The sequence below is a fragment of the Brevibacillus choshinensis genome (genome assembly GCF_016811915.1).
Taxonomy (GTDB): Bacteria; Bacillota; Bacilli; order Brevibacillales; family Brevibacillaceae; genus Brevibacillus; species Brevibacillus choshinensis_A.
In genome coordinates, this window is sequence record NZ_CP069127.1 from 1,552,166 (window position 1) to 1,572,959 (window position 20,794).

Here is a 20,794-nt window from a genome sequence, read left to right on the forward strand (position 1 = left end):
TTTTTTCGCGACAAGCCCTCCCGATCTGACGCGGTGCTGACGCAATTCTTCCGTATATTGATCCCATCGCAAGGTTCTAGCAGCAATCAGCAATCATGAAACACGACGGGGGAGACGGAAAAGTGGCGGAATCGGATAAGAAGCGTATGTTTTTCTCCAAGGGAAGAACGGGCAAGACGAAATGGGTGGCACTCGGATTGGCAGTCGTGCTGATCGGGGGCGGGGTGTACGGGTATCGGACGCTCATGACGCCGCAGCGGGCACAAGCGGCTTTTCAGGTAGAGAAAGTGAAAAAAGGGGATGTCTCGGAAACGGTCCTGGCTTCGGGAACCGTGCAGGCATCGAAGCGCAGCTCATTGTCCTTCGCGGATGCGGAGGATGCCAAGGATTCGATTTCCTCCATCAAGGTCTCGGTAGGGGATCAAGTAAAAGCGGGGCAAGTGCTGGCTACCATGGATGATTCGGTCGCCCAAATCCAGGTGACCAATTCCCAAGCGAATCTTCTGTCAGCAGAGGCCAAGCTCGAGGAAGCTCAGAAGCGCAAGACGACTGCGGAAATGAAAACCTTGCAAGCGAATGTCAACCAGACCAAATCGGAGCTGGAGCTGGCAAAGCAGGGGATCGATTCGCAAAAAGCTTCCAACGATGAGGCGAAAGCGAAAGCCAATCTCGCAAATGCACAGAAGACGTACGCATCGCAAAAGACCTTGTACGAGGCGGGAGCCATTTCCAAGACCGAGTACGACACAGCCCAGACAGATCTGGATCAGGCTCAGCGCGATTACCAAACGGCTATCCTGACGGCAGGGCAGACCAAAGGTGAATCGACCAGCAAGGTAGAGCAGGCACAAGCCGCCTACGACACGGCAGTGGAAGCGTTGAATGAAGCAAACGAAGGACCCGATGCCTCTACGGTATTGACTGCCAAGGCGGCTGTGGTGCAGGCGAAAGCACAGCTGCAGCAGGCTCAAAAGGCGTTGAGCGCCGTCACCCTGAAGGCTCCGATGGACGGAGTCATCGTTGCGGTGAACGGAAACGTCGGGGAGATTCCAGGAAGCGACTTTATCATCATGGACAACTCGAACTCCGGTGCACTGGAGGTATTGGCGCAAATCAGCCAGAGCGACATCGGAAAAGTGAAAGAGGGACAGAACGTCACCTATACTACCACTTCCTATCCGGATCAGACGTTTGCGGGAACCGTCAAGCTGGTGTATCCAGAGGCAAAGACTGACTCGGGAGTGACGAGCTATGATGTCCTGCTCTCCGTAGCAAACAAGGAAGGCCTATTGAAAATCGGGATGACGATGAACGTCACGATCGAAATCGGGTCGCATCAGAATGTCTTGGTCGTTCCCGCTCAAGCCTTGCAGACCCAAAACGGAAAAGATGGGGTGTACCTGTACGCAGGAGCCTCTGAGAACAACGTAGGAAGACCGTACCGTTTTCAGCCGGTCAAGATCGGCTACTTCGCTTCAGACTCCGTGGAAATCACCGAGGGCTTGAAAGAAGGCGACCAGATCGTCCTGATCGCAAATCCTACATCTGCCTCATCTTCGAATAACACGAATCGCATGGGCGGCATTCCCGGCATGGGCAGCATGGGAGGCGGCTTCCCTGGCGGGGGAGGCAGCGGAATGAGAGGTCGATGAGCAAATGAAACCAGTCATACAGATCGAAGACCTAAAGAAGCTGTACCGTATCGGAGATCAAGAGATTCAAGCACTGCGAGGAGTCAGCCTGACGATCGAAGAGGGAGACTTCGTGGCGATCATGGGGCCTTCCGGATCAGGAAAGTCATCGATGATGAACGTGATCGGTTGTCTGGATAAGCCTACCTCCGGAGAGTTTTATCTGGATGGGTATCCGGTGTCAAAGGCTCATGATGATGAATTGGCGGAGATTCGCAACCGCAAGATCGGCTTTGTCTTCCAAAATTTCAATTTGCTGCCCCGCACCACTGCCGTCGAAAATGTTGAGCTGCCGCTTTTGTATGGTGGGACGCCGGCGAGGGAGAGACGAGAGCGGGCCGTACAGGCACTCATCGATGTGGGCCTCCAGGAGCGCCTGAACAACAAGCCCAATGAGCTGTCAGGCGGGCAGCAGCAGCGAGTGTCCATCGCGAGAGCGCTCGTCAATGACCCGGTCATTTTGCTCGCGGATGAGCCGACAGGTGCATTGGACACCAGGACGAGTGAAGAGATCATGGGCATCTTTCAGGAGCTGAATGACGCGGGAAAAACCGTCATTCTCGTCACGCATGAGCCTGACATCGCCGAATATGCCAAGCGGATCGTGCGGTTTCGGGACGGGCAGATCGTATCGAATGAAGTGGTATCCGAGCAAAGAAGAGCGTTTCCAGAGGAAGTGAAGCGATGAGTTTTGTAGAATGCTTGCGTGTTTCATTTCGAAGCATTAGAGCCAATGGTTTGCGATCCATTCTCACGATGCTGGGCATTATCATCGGGGTAGCGGCGGTCATTGCGATGGTCGCCATCGGGGAAGGGACGTCCAGCAGCGTGGCTTCCCAAATCAATGGACTCGGGAGCAACCTCTTGATCGTCTCCCCCGGACAAGCGACACAAGGGAGAGTCAATCTGGGAGCGGGCTCACTCAACACGTTGACGTTAGCCGATGCTGAGGCGATCGAGCAAAAGTCGTCCGTATCTGGTGTGGCACCCAGTGTAAACGGCAGGGGCCAAATCGTATGGGGGAGTAAAAATTACTCCAGCTCCCTGGAGGGAACCACAGCTGCGTTCCCCCAGGTACGCAACGTTCAGGTCGAGCGGGGGCGCTTTTTCAGCAATTTTGAAGTCAAGCAGCAATTCAATGTGGCGGTCATCGGTACGGAGGTAGCGAACAACCTGTTTACAGGCAACAGCACCAACCCTGTCGGACAGACGGTGCAGATCAACAAGATTCCCTTTACGATCATCGGCGTGCTGAAGAGCCAGGGAAGCTCGGGGATGACCAACAATGACGATAGGATCATCATCCCGATTACGACGGCCATGAACCGGTTGACTGGCGGGAAAAATGTCGGCACGATTTATGTTTCAGCCGTATCCTCTGATCAGATGGAGCAAGCACAGCGAGACATCCAGAGCGCCCTGCGCAGCAAGCACAACCTCAGACCGCAGGCTTCCGACGATTTCCGCATTACATCCCAGACGGATATTCTCAGCACAGCACAGCAAGTATCAAGCTCCATGACGGCCTTGCTGTCAGGGATTGCAGCGATTTCCTTGATTGTCGGAGGCATCGGGGTCATGAATATCATGCTGGTTTCCGTCACCGAGCGTACTCGTGAGATCGGGATTCGCAAGGCAATCGGAGCGAAGCGTGGCGATATCCTCAGGCAGTTTTTGATAGAAGCGGTCACGCTGAGTCTGATCGGAGGGATCGTGGGGATCGTCCTCGGGGTAGGAGCAGCGCTTTTGGTCAGCAAATTCGGGGGCATGACGACGACGATCAGCCTATCCCCGATTCTGTACGCATTTTTGACCTCTTCGCTGGTCGGAGTGGTGTTCGGCGTCTATCCGGCTCGAAAAGCGGCACAGCTCAAGCCGATCGACGCCCTGCGTTACGAGTAATATCGCGTGTGTAATTTTTCCAATTCGGGCATACTAGCCGCGTGAGGTGTTTGTCTGATGGAAAAAAACGTACAATTTTCCGTAACGTGGCGCGAAGCATCCCGAATCCTGAAGAAGATCAAAACAAGCAAACTACGGTATACAGTCAGGCAATTGGAGGGGAAATCTAGCATAGCCTTCGTGTTTCCCAAAGTGAGTGTCAGTCAATATGTCTATCTGTATATTTTATTTGGGCCAAGGGCAGCAGATGCGGTAGGCGGCGACAACAAATAGAAGACTTTTGGCCCTGGTTCCCCGCCTCGAATCAGGGCTTTTTTCTGCATCTTGGTGAAGGTTTTTTCAATATTTCGATATAAAACAAAACCTGACACTTTTCGATAACAAAGATTCATAGTACAATGCGTGTATGAACGAACTTGGGGAAGTTCGGGATGGCGGCACCCAAACTGTGCAGGTGGGCCGCCTCTTTTTTTTAACGAGCGCATGCAAGCCTACTGCAAAAGCTTGTCGCTCCTCATGAACAGACATCGTTCGAGCTTTTCATGCCAATGTTTGCATAGGAGATAATAGGTACAAATACCTGAAAATACAGCTAGATTAAGCGGATATTTCGATATAAGATTAAGTTGTTCACGTGAATACTCCGTACTACTCTTCCCAGGTTTTGATAGCCTGGGCTTTTTTTGTACATACAAAAAGGTCCATCTGGATGCGAATGGACCGCTTTATCCGTCGATGTACCCCGTGTCAGTCGATAGTGGAGGAAAGCTCCCTTTTAAAAGGGCATCCAGAAGCTGCTCCTGCGTCATCGAGATGGTGATGCCAGGATCGGGCAGATCAGCCAGAAACCGATTTTCCTGATGCAAATACCAGAGAGTGCCGGTCGGCCGCATCGCGTAGACGTGCACGTTTTCCTGCGCCTGCTGTCCGTGTCTGACGATATCCCGCAGTGAGGTGTACAGTTCCCCCCACACAGGCAGATAGGGCTTTGCCTTCAGTTGATGCAGGGCATGGAGAAGTTGAGCTTTTGCCAGGGAAAGTAGTTCGTTAGTCGAGGGTTCAAGAGAGAGCATGACCCGATCTCCTTTGCTGGTACGTGACCCATTTTCATTGGCTTCGACAAACGACGAGGCGGGCCATCGGACTGAGAAATGTGGCGGATTTTGTCGAAGTCATCGTTAAGTGTAAAATAGTTGCTAGCTGGTTGCAATAGGAGCGTAGTAGTATGAATGCTTGCATTTGACGGCTGCTAGGGAAATGGTTAGCATAATGCAGTGAGGATTTGCGAGAGAAAGAGAAGCATGGCAAGAGGTGAGGAAGTTGGCAATCAAACAGAAGCTGTTTATTGATCTTTGCGGAGGGATCGACCATGCCGTCGCTCTGTGGTATGCGTTGCATGCGCAACATGTAGAAGTCGTAGGAGTGGGCTGCAGCGATCCCCAGCCCGGACGGGGAAGCCGTCTCATAAAGAAATGCGTAGAGCAAGCTCACCCGGATGCTCGCATTCCTGTGGCGTCTGGGGGCAGTTTGTCTCTATTTGGAGAATCCACGGCACATGAACGAAGCGAAGGACAGCAGCAGGATGCCGCTCGTCTGCTCGTGGAGTTGGCGAATATGCACAGGGAAGAGCTCACGGTGGTCACGGCGGGGCGCTTGACCAATCTGGCGCGAGCGGTGGCGATCGACCCGCGATTGCCAGAAAAGCTGAAGCGGGTGGTCATCCAGGGAGGTGCCATCCGGGTGCCCGGGAATGCGACGGCAATCGCAGAAGCCAACCTGTACGCGGACCCGGAAGCTGCAGCCTTCGTTTGGGCAGCAGGCTTGCCATTGACGCTGGTTCCACTCGATGCGACAAGGCACCTCTGGTTGACTCCTGAGGAGAGTAGAGAGCTCTTGAACAAAGCGGTTCGGCTGGGAGTCGCATCAGCAGCTCAGACTCATGAGGTCCCTTTGGACGCGTGGGGTGCGATGGTTGCAGCTGTGCATACGGAGCGGGTACATAAAGAGCGCATGAAGCTGGCGATCGAATGCCACAGTCCCTTGTCGCGCGGAGCTGTTTTGGCGGATTTGCGGGCGAAGCCGAGCGTGGGAACGGATACCGAGGTGGTTGTGAACATGGAAGTGGATGATGCGAGAAAATGGCTGCATGAGCTGATCGGGAAGGAGGGGGACCAGCAATGAAGAAAAAAGTCATCATCGACGTGGATACGGGAATCGATGACGCCATGGCACTCTCCTATGCTGTACATTCCCCTGATTTGGAGGTGTGCGGCGTTACGACCACGTTTGGAAACATCAGCGTGGAAGAAGCCACACGTAACACGCTGCAGGTCCTGGAGCTGGTCAAAGCTGGCGATATACCAGTCTATCAGGGCGCTTCCAAGCCATTGGTTCGTGAGCTGAAAGAAAAGGCCAAGCTGTTTCATGGCGAGAATGGCTTGGGGAATATCGAACTGCCTCTGCCGAGTGGCGCGCCTCAAGCCATGAGTGCAGCGGCGTACATCGTTTCTGCCACCGAGGCACATCCGCATGAAATCACCTTGGTGACGGTGGGAAGCATGACCAATCTGGCATTGGCCATCATGGCTGCGCCGCAGATCGTCTCTCTCGTCAAGCGTGTCGTCGTCATGGGCGGAGCGGTGACGGTGCCGGGCAATCGGACGCCTGTAGCGGAAGCGAATATTTGCGCCGATCCTGAAGCGGCTTCCTTCGTGTTTCAGTCGGGCATACCGCTTACTCTGGTCGGCCTGGATGTGACGATGCAGACACTGCTCACACGCGAGCATCTGCAGCAGTGGAGAGAGCGCGATACGAAAGTAAGCCGCTTCTTCGCAGATATGTGCGAGGTCTACATGGATGCTTACGCCAAGGTCGGGAATGTGAGAGGATGCGGTCTGCACGATCCGCTTGCAGTCGGTGTCGTCATTGATCCCACATTCGTGAAGGCGGTGCCGATGCACGTCCAGGTAGATACTTCCGGGAGTGCCAGCGATGCGCGTACGATCGGGGACAGACGGGAAAACCCTGCGTTTCCTCCCAATATCGATGTTTGCCTCGAGGTGGACCACGAGCGCTTCGTCCGGCATTTTTTGGAGTTCGTCATGTAGGCTGCCTGGCAAACAGGTGAGAAAAGGGAATAAGAGGAGGCTATCGCTTTGTTAAAAGAATTTAAAGAGTTTGCTTTGAAAGGAAACGTACTGGATCTGGCCGTCGGTGTCGTGATTGGGGGCGCCTTTGGAAAAATCGTGACCTCTCTGGTCAATGACATTATTACCCCGCTTATAGGGATCTTGCTAGGCAAAGTGGATTTTTCTAATCTGTTCATCAATTTGAGCGGCGTGCATTACGAGACGCTGAAAGCAGCAAAAGACAAAGGTGCCGCGACTTTGAACTACGGCCTTTTCCTCAACAGCATCATCGACTTTCTGATCATCGCGTTCTCTATTTTTGTTGTGATCAAGCAGCTGAATCGCTTCAAGCGCAAGCAAGAAGAGGTCAAGCCGCCCGTCACGACCAAGGAATGCCCGCATTGCATCACTTCCATCCCGATCAAGGCTACGCGCTGCCCGAACTGCACCTCCATGCTGGAAGGTCACGGCTCGCATGCAATGGCAACGGAATAAGCGAAAAAAGGAGGGCACTCATGCTCTCCTTTTTTTTGTGGCTGTGAGACTGCTTTTTTTCCGCTTGACCCGACTGCGATATTGGAAGTGGAGTCGCTTGATCGTCCGGAAGTAGGTTTTATCCTTGAGCTTGGCGAATAAACCGTGGGAAGGAAAGTCGTAATTGACCTCGATCAAGACGATTTCCCCGTGCTTGTTGACGGCAAAATCTACGCCGATTTGGGCGGAGTGCCTATATTTGTTGAAATGAGAGCATACCTGATAGCTGAGACGAATGAGGCTTCGCTCGATCTTGCGAATTTCTGGAGGGCGAAGGGAAAGGGATTTTTCCAATGCATGCGGAACGGTGACAGCATAGCCTCCTCCCCGAGCCACATTGGTGATGATGCTGTCTGAGCCGGCGACTTTCGCCAGCATCCCGGCGTATTGCCACTTCCCGAGTCCGTTTCGCATCATCATCACCCGGATGTCGTAGGGGCGGCCATTCAGCTCTGCGAGATCGATTCCTTTCTGAATGATATATTTTTTCTCTGCACACTGTTTTTCGAGCTTCTGCTGCAATTCTCCGAGAGACGAGACATGTACGGGCTCCCCGCGTTCCTTGACGAACTGATAGCCGCCGCCTTCCTTTTGTACTCGGATGATCCCTTTTCCCATGTGGGTTCTCGTCGGTTTGATGTAGACCGTATCGTATTTGCCCAGGTACGTCTGGAGCAAGGCTGGCTGGTACAAAGAGGTAGGAGGCAAAAAGGGATGAATGTGCGGACTCTTGGCAAAGAACTTGTGGAGGCTCCATTTGCAGGATGAGATCATACACCATGCACCTCGCTTGGAAATAGTCCATTCTCGCTATGATATACGGGAGCGGAAGGAGGAGTGAGCCGTTGTCACGATTCTTTTGCAAAGGTAAAATAAGGGAATTGCTGCAGCGTGGAAAAGGAGGTGGTAACCGTGACGCGATTGTATCGGCCCTTGCAGCCGCCTGTCATCCAGCAGGGGCTATTGCATGATCATTATCATTATCGGGAGTATGAGCCGAGCAAAGGGCTCGAGCCGTACGTGGCATGTTATTGGACAAGCGACTTCATGCCTACGGGACATGCCCAGCGGCATCGGATTATTCCGGACGGCTGCATCGATATTATCGTGGATCGCAAGGCGGCCTCCTTTTCCAAAGGCGCGTTTATCTCGGAATTGATGACGAGCTACGAGGTTCTCGATCTGTCACGGCCCCAGTCGCTGTTTGGAATACGCTTCTTTGCGGAGACCGCCTATCTTTTTCTGCAAAACCCGGTATCTGCGTTTGTGGGAAGTCCTCCACTGCTCGCTGATTTGTGGGGGAGCCAAGCGGAATTGCTGGTAGAAGAGATGATGGAGGCGAGTGGAATCCGGGAGATGATCGAGATAGTGGAAAGAGAGCTGCTCGGCTACCTGCTGCGCCGCTCTTCCCATTCGCAGGGTGTGCTGCAGATGAGTGTTGCCTATCTGTATGCTGCCCAGGGCAGTCTTTCCGTCCGGGCATTGGCCGAAACGATCTGTTACAGTGAACGCAATCTGCGCAGGCTGTTTCAGCATGAGCTGGGAGTCTCTCCAAAAGAGCTGTCGCAAGTCATCCGGTTTCAAGCGCTGCTCCACAGCCTTTATCATTCGCCGCCGGATCGCCTGACACAGCTCGCTCACGCGTACGGTTTTTTTGATCAGCCCCATTTTGTCAAAAATTTCAAACGCTATTACGGACTATTGCCTTCTCAGGTTTTTGGGACCAAGCTGCCTGTTTCGGTCGAGTCGTAAGCTTGTCCGTTTTTTACAATTCTGCACCTCATGCGCCGGCTATACTGGTGTCGGACATAGGCGGGTGACAACCATTTCGATGAAAGGAGAAGGTGGCATGGATAGGGAAACACTGGATGCCTATTGCCGCAAGCAACTTGGCTGCACCTATGATTATCAGGTCGACTGGGAATGCGATCGCTACCATGTAGGCGGAAAAATGTTTGCAATGATCGGCGGGGATGCAAAAGGAAAAGACATTCTTACCGTGAAATGCGATCCTGCTCGCGCGGACGAATTGCGTGAGATTTACGAAGGCATCGTTCCGGGATATCACATGAACAAGACGCATTGGAATTCCATTTACTTCGACGCCGATATTCCGGATGGTCTATGGGAGCGCCTCATCGTACATTCGCACGAGCTCGTGCTTGAAAAGCTGCCGAAAAAAGTGCAGGCGCAGCTGCAAATACTCGAATAGGAACAGGAGTGGTCACATGGGAATCAAGCTGGACATGGTGGGGATTGTCGTACGGGATATGAAGGCTTCGCTGGATTTTTATCGCGCACTGGGCCTGGACATACCGGAGAGTGCGAATGCGGAAATGCATGTGGAAGTCGCAAAGGGTGGCGTGCGATTGGCATTTGACACCGTGGAGGTCGCTACGGGCGTGTACGGCAGCTGGGATGAGCCGACCGGGCATCGCATTGAGCTGGCGTTTTTATGTGACAGTGCGGATGCTTTGAACGCCTTGTACGAAAAGCTGATGTCCCTAGGCTACGTCGGACACCGCGAGCCTTGGGACGCCTTCTGGGGGCAGCGATATGCCATCGTTGTCGATCCGGATGGAAACCTCATCAGCCTTTTTGCATGAGAGGCAGGTACGAAGGAAGGAAAAAGGTCATCCAGTCCAAGCGCTGGGTGACCTTTTTTATACACGAGACCTCGAACAATAGTGAGAAGGCGAGACTTGTACCCTTTGGGTGAAAAGGCTTGGCGTAGCCAAGTTTTCTAATCAGTTTTTTTGATTTAAAATGCTATCCTCAAGCATGTCTGCTGTATCCCCGTGCACGCGAATGATGTGGCGCTCTCCCCAGGCACAAAGAGTGTCAAGTATCCCTCTCAGGCTCGAGCCGTATTCGCTCAGCTCATACACGACCTTCGGCGGAACCTGATTGTAGACGATCCGGTTGATGATGCCGTCGTCCTCCAATTCTCGCAGCTGCTGGGTCAGCATTTTTTGGGTAATGCCCGGCATGAGACGCTTGAGCTCGCTGGTTCGTTTTTCTCCATGTGTGAGATGACAGAGAATGACGCACTTCCACTTGCCTCCGATGACTTCCAGGGTGGCTTCTACTGAGATGTTGTATTTCTTTTTCTTCATGACGTTTCCTACCTCCAGACAGGCACTAAAAAGTTCCTATGGTACTTCAAGGTACCTATAGCACAAAAAAGTGTGTACTTCTCATTCGGTTTTCTATCACCCATAATAGCATTTGCCAGCTGGTATTCACCATACCCATTATTTATTCCGTTCGCGGTGAACGAACGAGAGATAGAACAAACGAGGAGGAATAGTTGTGACGGAAGGAAGAAAGCGAAGCACATGGGCTCTGCTTGCCCTGGCGATTAGTGCTTTCGCCATCGGTACGACGGAATTTATCAGCGTCGGATTGCTGCCGTTGATTTCGCGAGACTTGCAAATCCCGGTCACGACTGCAGGTCTGACCGTTACGTTATATGCTTTGGGTGTAACGATTGGAGCGCCGGTGCTCACGTCGCTCACATCCAGTGTACCCCGGAAAACCTTGCTTTTCTGGATCATGATCTTCTTTATCGCAGGAAACAGCATCGCAGCCGGTGCGACATCCATCTCGATGCTGCTGCTCGGACGGGTCATTTCTGCATTCGCTCACGGTGTATTCATGTCGATCGGATCGACGATCGCGGCAGATCTCGTGACAGAGGATCGCCGGGCGAGCGCCATATCCCTGATGTTCACGGGGCTTACGGTCGCGACAGTCACCGGGGTGCCGCTGGGTACCTACTTGGGACAGCAGCTCGGTTGGCGGACAGCCTTTGTCGCCATCGTGATCGTCGGAGTCATTGCCCTGATTGCCAATTTCATTCTGGTTCCGAGTAATTTGCGGAAAGGGGTCAAGACGACGTTTGGCGATCAGCTCAAGCTGGTCACGAATGCCCGCTTGCTGCTGCTATTTATGATCACCATGCTGGGGTATGGCGGGACGTTTGTCGTATTCACGTACTTGTCCCCGCTCTTGACGGAAGTCACCGGCTTTTCTGCAAGCACGGTTGCGATTATCCTGCTCGTCTACGGGATCGCGATTGCCATTGGCAACATGATTGGCGGGAAGCTGGCGAATAAAAATCCGTTGGCTGCACTATTCGGCATGTTTGTCATTCAAACCATCATTCTGTTCATCATGTTTGCGACAGTTCCTTTTAAAGTCGCAGGACTGATCACGATCTTTTTCATGGGGATCATGGCGTTTATGAACGTTCCGGGTCTGCAAGTGTACGTCGTCATCTTGGCAGAACGCTTTGTCCCCAGTGCCAAGGATGTGGCTTCGGCCATCAACATCGCTGCGTTTAATGCAGGGATCGCGATCGGCGCATACTTGGGCGGGGTCATTACCGACTCCATCGGGCTCATTCACACGACATGGGTCGGGGGAATCATGGTGGCGGGAGCGGTCGTTTTGACCGGCTGGAGCCGAGTATTAGAAAGCAAGAATGGAAAGTCTAGAGTAGGGAAAAACAATCAGGAGGTCGTATGTTCATGACAAAGCATCTGCAGGATACAACCACTCTCTATAATGGAGTCAAAATGCCATGGTTAGGTCTCGGTGTGTTTAAAGTAGAAGAAGGCCCTGAGCTGGTCGAAGCTGTTCGCACAGCAATTCGCCATGGTTACCGCAGCATTGATACCGCAGCCATCTACGGAAACGAGGAAGGTGTCGGCGAAGGGATTCGCCTCGGGATGAAGGATGCAGGAATCACGCGAGAGGATTTGTTCATCACCTCGAAGGTGTGGAATTCCGATCTCGGCTACGATTCCACACTGGCAGCCTACGAAACGAGCCTGAAAAAGCTGGGCTTGGATTATCTCGATCTCTACCTGATTCACTGGCCGGTAGAAGGCAAATATAAAGAAGCATGGCGTGCATTGGAAACTATTTATAAAGAAGGAAGAGTAAAAGCCATTGGCGTCTCCAACTTCCACGTACACCACTTGCAGGATCTCATGAAGGATGCGGAAATCAAGCCGATGGTCGATCAAGTCGAATATCACCCACGCCTGGCTCAAAAAGAGCTCCGCGCATTTTGCCAGGAGAACGGCATTCAGATGGAAGCTTGGTCGCCATTGATGCAGGGTCAACTGCTCGACAATCCAGTACTCAAGGAAATAGCGGATCGCCATCAAAAATCCGTTGCACAAGTCATCGTGCGCTGGGATTTGCAAAACGGCGTGGTCACCATTCCGAAGTCCACAAAAGAGCATCGCATCGTCGAAAACGCAGATGTCTTCAACTTCGAGCTGTCCTCTGAGGACATGGAGAAAATCGATGCCTTGCATGAAGGTGTCCGTGTAGGTCCGGACCCGGATAACTTTGATTTTTAATGAAGGAAAGAAATGAAAAGAGTGTCCCATGGGCTGAAGCAATTGCCTGTGGGGCATTTTTTTGTTTCTAGTTGTACTTATTAGCGGAGAGGGAAGAAGCGATGAAATTTTCTACTCCCACCCAAGGTCCAAATCAAAATCAAAAGAAATAAAGTTTACTACATTAAGATTGACCGATGTAATTTTATTTCTTATAATGAAAACGGAAACAAGCGAATATTATAACTATTTTTCATAGCGAACGGGGGTTGCATAGTGGATCAACCTGCGAGATTGCTAGATTATCGCTCGAAAAAAGAGCATTTGCTCATCGGTCTCATGTCCGGTACTTCCTTGGACGGTATCGATGCTGCACTGGTGGCGATCCGTACGAAGGAGAACGGCGAGATTGAGGACGTTGCGCTTCGGGAGTTTTATTACATGCCCTATTCAGATGAATTGCGCGAATGGGTCATGAGCCTCTGCAGTGTGGAAACAGCACGGGTGGATCGATTGACGGCTGTGCACTACGGATTGTCGGAATGGTACGCGTACGCGGTTGGACAGCTGATGGAAAAAGCGGGCGTATCCGCAGCGGAAGTGGATGCGGTGTGCACACACGGACAAACGATTTGGCATATCGCGGGACGCACGCCGTTTCCTGGCCCTACCGGGATGACGGAAGTAAGGGCCTCCCTGCAAATCGGTGAGCTATCCACCTTGGCAGAGCGCACGGGGATTCCGGTCGTCGGCAATTTCCGGGCGCGAGATCTGGCGGCGGATGGTGAAGGGGCTCCCCTCGTTCCGTACGCTGATTTCATTTTGTTCCGTCACGCTACAAAAGGAAGGCTGCTGCAAAACATCGGCGGGATCGCCAACGTGACCGTTCTGCCGGCAGGCGCCAGCATCGAAGAAGTCGTCGCGTTTGATACAGGCCCGGGCAATATGATCATGGACCAAATTGTTCAGATTGTAACCGAGGGCAAGCTGCGATACGATGATGCAGGCCGATTAGCAGCTTCGGGCGTTGTGCACCAGCCTTTGCTCGATCGGCTGATGCAGGATCCGTACTATCAGATCAAGCCGCCAAAGAGCACGGGCCGTGAAGTATACGGACGAGCATTTGCGCAGGAGCTTTCGGCTGAGGGGGCAAAGCTTGGTCTCAGTGGAGCGGACCTGATTGCGACGGTGACAGCCTTGACTGCGAGCTCGATCGCTGCAGCCTATCTGCAATTTGTAATACCTACAACCAAGGTGGAGGAAGTGATCGTCTCAGGGGGAGGCGCGCACAACCAGACACTGCTTCGCATGCTGCAAAGTCAATTGGGGACAGAAATGACCATCACGACCACACAGCAATTCGGTATGCCGGATGACGCGAAGGAAGCTGTCGCATTTGCCATTTTGGGTCATGAGACACTAATGGGACGACCATCGAATGTACCGTCAGTGACAGGTGCCAAGAGGGCTGTACCGTTAGGAAATATATGCTTTTAAACTGAGAAACGTAGGGGGTACCATCGTGAAAAAACGAGTGTTGGCAGGCTTTTTCCTATCTTTATCCCTGATGCTTTCGGCTTGTTCTGGCGGCGGGGGAACAGCTGCGCCTGGTGAGCAAGCCAAGCCCCAAGAAGGGCAAGCTGCAGCAGCGAAAACAGAGCTGGTGGTTGCAGCGGAGCAGGAGCCGGTGGGCTATGACCCGCACAAGGTTCCGGCAGCGTCCAGTGTGCGCGTGTACGCTCTCATCTACGACAGCTTGACCAAGCTGGATGAGAACATGAACATTGTGCCGAACTTGGCTGAGAAATGGGAAGTCTCTCCTGACGGCAAGACTGTCACCATGTTCCTGCACAAAGGCGTGAAATTCCACAACGGCAAAGACATGACAGCAGACGACGTGAAATTCACGTTCGAACGCATCATGAATCCGGACACGGGTTCCATCGCCAAATCGTACTTCTCCAGTGTCGAATCGATCGAAGTGAAAGATCCGACTACGATCGTGTTCAAGCTGAAAAATGCCGATGCAGCGTTCATCGCAAACACAGCGAGCGCGTATGCTTCCATCGTACCGAGCGGATCGACTGATCTGACCAAAGAAGCCATCGGTACAGGGCCATTCAAAATGGAAAAGGCTGAGCCTGGCCAGTATGTACTGCTGAAGAAAAATCCGGATTACTTCAATAAAGACCTCCCGAAAGTAGAAACGATCAAATTCCAGATCATGAAGGACGAGGCTGAGCGTCTGGCAGCCATCCGCTCCGGAAAAATCGATATCAGCGTCGTTTCTGCAGATTCCGCGAAGCTTTTGGAAGGCAAGCCAGGGGTTCAAGTGAAAAACTATCAATCTCTGGAGTACAGCTATCTGGGCATCAACGTGAACAAGAAACCGTTTGACAATCCAAAAGTGCGTGAAGCGATCAGCTATGCGGTAGACCGCAACCAGATCGTGCAAACGGTCTGGAAAGGCGAAGCTGCCCTGACCGGTCCAATCGCGCCAGCCCTCACCAACTGGGCTCTGGATACCGCTTCCTATCCGACTTACAAGACAGATGTAGAAAAAGCGAAACAGCTGCTCGCGGAAGCAGGCTTCCCGAACGGCTTTGAAACACAAATCGAAACAGCGGCTACTTACCCGGACATGGTGGAAACCGCACAAGTGATCCAGCAACAGCTGAAAGCAATCGGTATCAACGCGAAGATCAACCAGCTGGAATGGGGTAACTACATCGAAGTCTGGAAGTCCAAAGACATGAACCTGATGGTAGGACGCAATACATCCGGTGTGGATGCTGACCGTTCGATGCGCTTCTTCTTCTCGACGACCGGTTCTGCCAACGTGTGGAACTACTCCAACCCTGCTTATGACGAACTGGTGGCAAAAGCATTGGCTACTGTCGATCAGGCTGAACGCAAAAAACTGTACGAGCAAGCTCAAACCATGCTTGTAGCAGATGCACCGAACCTGTTCCTGGCTTCTCCAAAGAACTACTACGCTGTGCGTGACAACATCGATTTCACACCAACCGCAGCGGGTGAAGTGTACTCTCTGATCAAGACTGCGATCAAGTAATAGTTGGATGTGTAAAGGCTCCGCCTGGCCTCTGGCGGAGCCAAGTTTCTAATAAGGCTTCGCCAATGGCTTGGCGGAGCCAAGTTTTCTAATTTGGAGGGAACCTCGTGGGATCTTATCTAATCAAACGCGTCGCCAGCCTGATTCCCATCCTGTTTGGCATCTCCGTTTTGGTCTTTACCATCCTGCATCTGGTGCCGGGTGATCCTGCATCCATCATGCTGGGAACCAATGCGACCCCAGAAGCCATCGCCGCTCTGCACAAGAGCATGGGGCTGGATCAGCCGCTCTACACGCAGTATCTGCACTGGATCGGCGGAATGCTTCAGGGGAACTTTGGGGTGTCGGTACACACTGGCGAAGAAATCTTGCCGCAAATCCTCAAACGCTTTTCCATCACGCTGCAGCTGACGTTGTTTGGTGTCCTGATCGGCTGGGCATTGGCGATTCCATTTGGGATTCTGTCCGCCGTCCGCGCGCACTCCAAGACAGATATCATCGTCCGTGTAGCGACACTGCTCGGAATATCCGTACCGAACTTTGCCATTGGTACGCTTCTATTGCTGGGCTTTTCCCTCTATTTCAACTGGTTTCCCCCGATTGATGTCGTCAGCTTCTGGGAGGATCCGGTGGAGGCATTCAAGGTATTCATTTTGCCAGCCGTGACCATGGGGATCGTCGTAGCAGCAGGTGTCATGCGGATGACTCGATCAGCCTTTCTGGAAACCATGGACAAGGATTTCATCCGTACAGCGCGTGCAAAAGGGAACAGTCAATGGACCGTCGTCATGGGTCACGCGTTCCGCAACTCCTCGATCCCGATCGTGACCATCGCCGGGATGCAGATCGGATACCTGTTGGGCGGATCAGTCATCGTGGAGCAGCTGTTTTCGATACCGGGTTTAGGTCAGTACATTTTGGAAGGCATCTATCAGCGGGATTATCCGGTCGTGCAGGGAGGCGTTCTGTTCGTCGCTCTGGTGTTTGTCCTGGTCAATCTGCTCATCGACCTGATCTATACCTGGATTGATCCGCGTATCAAGTATTGACAAGGGGAATGCGACATGAGCACTTTTCGAAAGCGATTTTTGTCAAATAAAACGGCCGTTTTCTGTTCCGTGCTGCTCGCGCTGCTCTGTGTAACGGCAGCGCTGGCGCCGGTATTGGCACCGCATGACCCGACGCAAATGTTTCAGGAGCATCGGATGGAAGGAAGCTCGGGTGAATTCATGCTCGGCACCGATCAGTTTGGCCGCGATCTTCTGAGCCGCATCATTTACGGCGCCCGCGTTTCGCTGGTGGTGGGCGTATCCGCCGTACTGGTCAGCGTGGCATTCGGTACGTTGTTTGGTTTGATTGCCGGTTATTTCGGGCGTTGGGTCGATGGTTTTATCATGCGCTGCATGGATGTGCTGTTTGCCTTTCCGGAAATTTTACTGGCACTGGCGATCGTCGCCGCTCTGGGACCGGGGACGTTCAACACCATCATGGCCATCGGGATTGTGAATATTCCCATTTTTACCCGTACCGTCAGGGGAGCCGTTCTCTCCATCAAGAACCTCGAGTACGTGGAAAGCGCCCGCGCAATCGGGGCTAGCACCAAGCGAATTCTTTTCCTGGAAATTTTTCCGAATGTGACGGCCCCGCTGCTGGTGCAATCGTCCTTGGCGATTTCAGGAGCGATCTTGACTGAATCGGCACTCAGCTTTTTGGGCCTGGGCATTCAACCGCCAGATCCTTCGTGGGGCGGGATGATCTCAGAGGCGCGACGTTACATGGAGCTGGCACCGGGCATGATCATCTGGCCGTGTCTGGCCATGACGGTGACCATTCTGGCATGCAACATGTTCGGTGATGCTGTCCGCGACATTCTCGATCCGCGCCATCGCGGGAAGTAGGCAGGAGGAGATGACATGAACGGAATCGAGCTCATGCGTCGCATGGAACAAAGCCTGCAGGAAGGAATCCGAAAAGGGATCTTTCCAGGGGCTGTCGCCAGCGTGATGACAAAAGGAGCGCCGACACGGACGGCATTCAAAGGCTGGACAGGAACAGCGGATGGAGCAGCGGTAGATGAAAAGACTCTCTACGATCTCGCCTCTTTGACCAAAGTCATGGTGACGCTGCCCCTCGTTCTGCTCAGCATTCAATCCGGGAAGCTGTCGCTCACGGATTCGCTCGTCACTTTTTTGCCGGAGCTGGAAGAAGGTGAGGACAGGGAGCGGAAAGCGCAAATCAAGATTGCTCATCTGTTGACGCATACGTCCGGACTTCCTGCATGGCGCCCGTTTTTCCTGATCGGTCAGGGCAAAGAGGAGTACATTCGGCTGATCGCACAGGAGTCGCTGGTGGGCAATCCTGGAAATCAGGTGGTTTACAGCGATTTAGGCTTCATGGTTCTCGGATTCCTGCTCGAACGCATATGGGATGAAGAGCTGGACGCACTCGCGAAGAGACTCCTTTTCCAACCGAGCGGGATGGACAGCACCTGTTACCTGCCATTGGAACGGACAGCGCTGCCGATCAGCGGCATTGCGCAGACGGAGAATGGCAATGCGTTCGAACAAAACATGGCTGAAAACTACTTGGCAGGAGGGGAGCCAGCCGATCATCCGAGACTGGCGGAATGGCGAGAAAGTCTGGCTGGATACCAGTGGCGTCAAGGCGTGATTCGCGGAACGGTCCACGATTGCAACGCGCACTACGGACTCGGGGGCGTAAGCGGTCATGCAGGGCTCTTTTCCACGATTCGCGATGTGGAGCGCTACATGCAGATCTGGACCTCGGAAGATGCGCCCGTGCGTATCGATCCCGTACTAAAGGCACTGTCTACCCGTTCGCTTACGGATCCCTCCATTCATCGCAGAGGCCTCGGCTGGATCGCTTCTTCTACGGGGGGATCGCTGGAGCAGCTTGCTGCAGGCTGTACAGGGGGAGATCTGGTTTCGGAACGCGCCTATGGACATACCGGCTTCACAGGAACATCGATCTGGTCGGATCCGGTCAAAGACGTGACGGTGATCACGCTGACCAATCGGGTGCACCCGGTTGCAAGCCCGCTCATCGGACCTTGGCGAACCGCGCACCACAATACAATTTTTAACGGCATTCAGCCTGTCCGTTCATCGTGAGAAAGGGGGAATACCCATGTCAGCCATGCTAACGATTGATCAGTTGCGAACATCCTTCCTCCAATCCGGCAAGAAGCTGACCGTCATCGAAGGGGTCAGCCTGACGGTAGAACCTGGCGAAACCGTAGGGGTGGTCGGTGAGTCCGGTTGTGGGAAAAGCGTGACCAGCATGTCCATCATGCAGCTGTTGGGACGAAATGTGGAAATGAGCGGCAGCATTCGCTTCCAGGACAAGGAGCTGCTGTCCTTATCAGATAAAGAAATGCAAAAGATCCGCGGAAACCAGATTGCGATGATCTTCCAGGAACCGATGACCTCGCTCAATCCGCTGCATACGATCGGCAAACAGATCAGCGAGCCGCTGCGCCGACATCTGGGCATGTCCAAGCAAGCGGCCAAGGAGCGGACGATTCAGCTGCTGCGGCAGGTAGGGATTCCACGTGCAGATGAAATTATCCATGACTTTCCGCACCAGCTCTCAGGCGGGATGCGTCAGCGCGTCATGATCGCTATGGCGATGGCTTGTGAGCCAAAGCTGCTGATCGCAGACGAGCCGACGACTGCGCTCGATGTGACGATCCAGGCGCAGATTCTCGAGCTGATGAAAAAGGTGCGTGACGAAAAAGGGACATCCATCATGCTGATCACTCACGATCTGGGGGTGGTAGCCGAGATGTGCCATCGCGTCATCGTCATGTACGCGGGCCAAATCGTAGAGGAAGCCGATGTCAAGAAGCTGTTTGACGACCCGAAGCATCCGTATACGAGAGGGCTCATGAAGTCCATGCCGAGTGTCAGCGTGAATCAGGAGCGGCTGGATGCGATTCCAGGTGCGGTGCCGCTGCTCAGCGAAATGCCAACGGGCTGCCGGTTTGCGCCGCGCTGCTCCCAGGTGATGGATATTTGCCACCAGAAAAATCCGGAGCTCCTGTCTGTCTCCGATACGCAAAAATGCCGCTGCTGGCTGTATCGCGAGGGGGATGAACAATGACAAAACCACTGCTTCAAATCAAATCGTTAACCAAGCATTTCAAGAGCAAGCAAGGCTTTTTCAGCCAGGAAAAGGTCGTGCGCGCCGTAGATGGCGTCAATCTTACGGTCTATCCCGGGGAGACGGTCAGCATCGTAGGCGAATCGGGGTGCGGCAAATCCACGACTGGTCGCTGCATTTTGCGGTTGATCGAGCCTACAGACGGGGAGATCCTGTTCGAGGGAAACGACATCCGCAAGCTGAACGAAGCAGAGCTGAGACGTGCACGCCGCGACATGCAGCTCGTGTTTCAGGACCCGTTTGCATCCCTGAATCCGCGCAAGACCATCGGACAAATTTTAGAAGATCCGCTGATCATCCATGAAATCGGCAACCCGCAGGAGCGTCGCCGACAGGTGGAGGAAATGATTGAGATTGTCGGTCTGTCCAAGCAGCATCTGGACCGCTTCCCCCACGAGTTTTCCGGGGGACAACGCCAGCGCATCGGAATCGCTCGGGCGCTCATTCTTCGCCCAAAGCTGATCATTGCCGACGAACCGGTATCTGCGCTGGACGTATCCATTCAGGCGCAAATTCTCAATTTGATGCAGGATTTGCAAAAGGAATTCAACTTGACCTATCTGTTTATTTCGCATGATTTGAGTGTCGTCCGCCACATTTCCGATCGGGTCGCGGTCATGTATCTGGGCAAAGTGGTAGAGGTAGCAGACAAGAAATCCCTTTATGAACGTCCGACTCATCCGTATACGCAGGCTCTCTTATCAGCCGTACCTGTTCCGAATCCGCACCTGACGACACAGCGCATCATTTTGGAAGGAGACTTGCCGAGCCCGGCCAATCCGCCATCGGGATGTACGTTCCATCCGCGCTGCCGCCACTGCATGGACATATGCAAGACGACGGCTCCACCTGCACGCGAGCTCACAGCCGGACACTGGATTTCCTGCCATTTGGATGATGCTGGCAGAGATAGGCCGCAAGAATAAATAC

General features: G+C 53.2%; 22 protein-coding genes. 19 read left to right on the forward strand and 3 right to left on the reverse strand.

Annotated elements, in window-relative coordinates; genetic code table 11:
- Positions 1-122 precede the first annotated feature (122 nt).
- From JNE38_RS08110 to JNE38_RS08125, 4 genes are read left to right on the forward strand one after another with little or no spacing between them, the layout of a single operon-like run.
- Complete coding sequence (locus tag JNE38_RS08110) at positions 123-1,652, forward strand: efflux RND transporter periplasmic adaptor subunit (protein ID WP_203357459.1); 1,530 nt, start codon at positions 123-125, stop codon at positions 1,650-1,652.
- Between the two features lie 4 nt (positions 1,653-1,656).
- The gene (locus JNE38_RS08115; protein WP_203356085.1) at positions 1,657-2,379 is read left to right on the forward strand and encodes an ABC transporter ATP-binding protein; all 723 of its coding nucleotides are present in this window, start codon (positions 1,657-1,659) and stop codon (positions 2,377-2,379) included.
- A complete protein-coding gene (locus JNE38_RS08120) occupies positions 2,376-3,593 on the forward strand; it encodes an ABC transporter permease (RefSeq protein ID WP_203356086.1) in 1,218 nt (405 codons plus the stop codon). The genes JNE38_RS08115 and JNE38_RS08120 overlap by 4 nt, the downstream gene beginning before the upstream one ends.
- Positions 3,594-3,650: 57 nt before the next feature.
- Positions 3,651-3,866 carry a hypothetical protein gene (locus JNE38_RS08125; protein ID WP_203356087.1) on the forward strand — a complete coding sequence of 72 codons (216 nt, stop codon included), beginning with the start codon at positions 3,651-3,653 and terminating at the stop codon, positions 3,864-3,866.
- A gap of 452 nt (positions 3,867-4,318) precedes the next feature.
- Here JNE38_RS08125 and JNE38_RS08130 read toward each other — a convergent pair whose 3' ends face one another.
- A complete protein-coding gene (locus tag JNE38_RS08130) occupies positions 4,319-4,666 on the reverse strand; it encodes a hypothetical protein (protein ID WP_203356088.1) in 348 nt (115 codons plus the stop codon).
- Between the two features lie 247 nt (positions 4,667-4,913).
- Here JNE38_RS08130 and JNE38_RS08135 point away from each other — a divergent pair, with 247 nt between their 5' ends.
- From JNE38_RS08135 to mscL, 3 genes are read left to right on the forward strand one after another with little or no spacing between them, the layout of a single operon-like run.
- Positions 4,914-5,774: a nucleoside hydrolase gene (locus JNE38_RS08135; RefSeq protein ID WP_203356089.1), complete on the forward strand. Its 861-nt coding sequence runs from the start codon at positions 4,914-4,916 to the stop codon at positions 5,772-5,774.
- Positions 5,771-6,700, forward strand: coding sequence for a nucleoside hydrolase (locus tag JNE38_RS08140; RefSeq protein WP_203356090.1), 930 nt, complete (start codon positions 5,771-5,773; stop codon positions 6,698-6,700). Before JNE38_RS08135 ends, JNE38_RS08140 begins: the two co-directional genes overlap by 4 nt.
- 48 nt (positions 6,701-6,748) lie before the next feature.
- Complete coding sequence (mscL, locus tag JNE38_RS08145) at positions 6,749-7,216, forward strand: large conductance mechanosensitive channel protein MscL (RefSeq protein ID WP_203356091.1); 468 nt, start codon at positions 6,749-6,751, stop codon at positions 7,214-7,216.
- An 18-nt stretch (positions 7,217-7,234) separates the two neighbouring features.
- Here mscL and JNE38_RS08150 read toward each other — a convergent pair whose 3' ends face one another.
- Positions 7,235-8,029, reverse strand: coding sequence for a YheC/YheD family protein (locus JNE38_RS08150; protein ID WP_203356092.1), 795 nt, complete (start codon positions 8,027-8,029; stop codon positions 7,235-7,237).
- A 138-nt stretch (positions 8,030-8,167) separates the two neighbouring features.
- On the opposite strand from JNE38_RS08150, the gene JNE38_RS08155 reads away from it, so the two are divergent.
- The 3 genes from JNE38_RS08155 to JNE38_RS08165 all read left to right on the forward strand — a co-directional run bounded on the left by JNE38_RS08155 (position 8,168) and on the right by JNE38_RS08165 (position 9,861).
- Positions 8,168-9,007 carry an AraC family transcriptional regulator gene (locus tag JNE38_RS08155; protein ID WP_203356093.1) on the forward strand — a complete coding sequence of 280 codons (840 nt, stop codon included), beginning with the start codon at positions 8,168-8,170 and terminating at the stop codon, positions 9,005-9,007.
- Positions 9,008-9,104: 97 nt separating this feature from the next.
- A complete protein-coding gene (locus JNE38_RS08160) occupies positions 9,105-9,467 on the forward strand; it encodes an MmcQ/YjbR family DNA-binding protein (RefSeq protein WP_203356094.1) in 363 nt (120 codons plus the stop codon).
- Between the two features lie 16 nt (positions 9,468-9,483).
- Positions 9,484-9,861 (forward strand): VOC family protein, encoded by a 378-nt coding sequence (locus tag JNE38_RS08165; RefSeq protein ID WP_203356095.1) that lies wholly within the window; start codon positions 9,484-9,486, stop codon positions 9,859-9,861.
- Between the two features lie 141 nt (positions 9,862-10,002).
- Here the strand turns inward: JNE38_RS08165 and JNE38_RS08170 are convergent, their stop codons facing one another.
- Positions 10,003-10,371: a winged helix-turn-helix transcriptional regulator gene (locus tag JNE38_RS08170; RefSeq protein WP_203356096.1), complete on the reverse strand. Its 369-nt coding sequence runs from the start codon at positions 10,369-10,371 to the stop codon at positions 10,003-10,005.
- Positions 10,372-10,567: 196 nt separating this feature from the next.
- Here JNE38_RS08170 and JNE38_RS08175 point away from each other — a divergent pair, with 196 nt between their 5' ends.
- The 9 genes from JNE38_RS08175 (at position 10,568) to JNE38_RS08215 (ending at position 20,790) form a co-directional block, all read left to right on the forward strand.
- Positions 10,568-11,791 carry an MFS transporter gene (locus tag JNE38_RS08175; RefSeq protein ID WP_203356097.1) on the forward strand — a complete coding sequence of 408 codons (1,224 nt, stop codon included), beginning with the start codon at positions 10,568-10,570 and terminating at the stop codon, positions 11,789-11,791.
- Positions 11,788-12,630 carry an aldo/keto reductase gene (locus tag JNE38_RS08180; RefSeq protein WP_203356098.1) on the forward strand — a complete coding sequence of 281 codons (843 nt, stop codon included), beginning with the start codon at positions 11,788-11,790 and terminating at the stop codon, positions 12,628-12,630. The genes JNE38_RS08175 and JNE38_RS08180 overlap by 4 nt, the downstream gene beginning before the upstream one ends.
- Before the next feature lie 255 nt (positions 12,631-12,885).
- On the forward strand, positions 12,886-14,106 hold the full coding sequence (locus tag JNE38_RS08185) for an anhydro-N-acetylmuramic acid kinase (protein WP_203356099.1): 1,221 nt from the start codon (positions 12,886-12,888) through the stop codon (positions 14,104-14,106).
- Between the two features lie 25 nt (positions 14,107-14,131).
- Positions 14,132-15,682, forward strand: a complete 1,551-nt coding sequence (locus tag JNE38_RS08190) for an ABC transporter substrate-binding protein (RefSeq protein WP_203356100.1) — start codon at positions 14,132-14,134, stop codon at positions 15,680-15,682.
- A 107-nt stretch (positions 15,683-15,789) separates the two neighbouring features.
- Positions 15,790-16,731 carry an ABC transporter permease gene (locus tag JNE38_RS08195; protein ID WP_203356101.1) on the forward strand — a complete coding sequence of 314 codons (942 nt, stop codon included), beginning with the start codon at positions 15,790-15,792 and terminating at the stop codon, positions 16,729-16,731.
- Between the two features lie 15 nt (positions 16,732-16,746).
- Positions 16,747-17,580 carry an ABC transporter permease gene (locus JNE38_RS08200; protein ID WP_203356102.1) on the forward strand — a complete coding sequence of 278 codons (834 nt, stop codon included), beginning with the start codon at positions 16,747-16,749 and terminating at the stop codon, positions 17,578-17,580.
- Between the two features lie 15 nt (positions 17,581-17,595).
- Positions 17,596-18,813, forward strand: a complete 1,218-nt coding sequence (locus tag JNE38_RS08205) for a serine hydrolase domain-containing protein (RefSeq protein ID WP_203356103.1) — start codon at positions 17,596-17,598, stop codon at positions 18,811-18,813.
- A gap of 16 nt (positions 18,814-18,829) precedes the next feature.
- A complete protein-coding gene (locus tag JNE38_RS08210; protein WP_203356104.1) occupies positions 18,830-19,804 on the forward strand; it encodes an ABC transporter ATP-binding protein in 975 nt (324 codons plus the stop codon).
- On the forward strand, positions 19,801-20,790 hold the full coding sequence (locus JNE38_RS08215) for an ABC transporter ATP-binding protein (RefSeq protein ID WP_203356105.1): 990 nt from the start codon (positions 19,801-19,803) through the stop codon (positions 20,788-20,790). The genes JNE38_RS08210 and JNE38_RS08215 overlap by 4 nt, the downstream gene beginning before the upstream one ends.
- Positions 20,791-20,794: the final 4 nt, after the last annotated feature.

Excerpts from the sequence above, each read along its gene's own strand:
- JNE38_RS08160 (WP_203356094.1), top strand. The coding sequence starts at position 9,105 with ATGGATAGGGAAACACTGGATGCCTATTGCCGCAAGCAACTTGGCTGC.
- JNE38_RS08150 (WP_203356092.1), bottom strand. The coding sequence starts at position 8,029 with ATGATCTCATCCTGCAAATGGAGCCTCCACAAGTTCTTTGCCAAGAGT.
- JNE38_RS08165 (WP_203356095.1), top strand. The coding sequence starts at position 9,484 with ATGGGAATCAAGCTGGACATGGTGGGGATTGTCGTACGGGATATGAAG.
- JNE38_RS08200 (WP_203356102.1), top strand. The coding sequence starts at position 16,747 with ATGAGCACTTTTCGAAAGCGATTTTTGTCAAATAAAACGGCCGTTTTC.
- JNE38_RS08170 (WP_203356096.1), bottom strand. The coding sequence starts at position 10,371 with ATGAAGAAAAAGAAATACAACATCTCAGTAGAAGCCACCCTGGAAGTC.
- JNE38_RS08125 (WP_203356087.1), top strand. The coding sequence starts at position 3,651 with ATGGAAAAAAACGTACAATTTTCCGTAACGTGGCGCGAAGCATCCCGA.
- JNE38_RS08180 (WP_203356098.1), top strand. The coding sequence starts at position 11,788 with ATGACAAAGCATCTGCAGGATACAACCACTCTCTATAATGGAGTCAAA.
- JNE38_RS08115 (WP_203356085.1), top strand. The coding sequence starts at position 1,657 with ATGAAACCAGTCATACAGATCGAAGACCTAAAGAAGCTGTACCGTATC.
- JNE38_RS08205 (WP_203356103.1), top strand. The coding sequence starts at position 17,596 with ATGAACGGAATCGAGCTCATGCGTCGCATGGAACAAAGCCTGCAGGAA.
- JNE38_RS08210 (WP_203356104.1), top strand. The coding sequence starts at position 18,830 with ATGTCAGCCATGCTAACGATTGATCAGTTGCGAACATCCTTCCTCCAA.
- JNE38_RS08120 (WP_203356086.1), top strand. The coding sequence starts at position 2,376 with ATGAGTTTTGTAGAATGCTTGCGTGTTTCATTTCGAAGCATTAGAGCC.
- JNE38_RS08215 (WP_203356105.1), top strand. The coding sequence starts at position 19,801 with ATGACAAAACCACTGCTTCAAATCAAATCGTTAACCAAGCATTTCAAG.
- JNE38_RS08140 (WP_203356090.1), top strand. The coding sequence starts at position 5,771 with ATGAAGAAAAAAGTCATCATCGACGTGGATACGGGAATCGATGACGCC.
- JNE38_RS08130 (WP_203356088.1), bottom strand. The coding sequence starts at position 4,666 with ATGCTCTCTCTTGAACCCTCGACTAACGAACTACTTTCCCTGGCAAAA.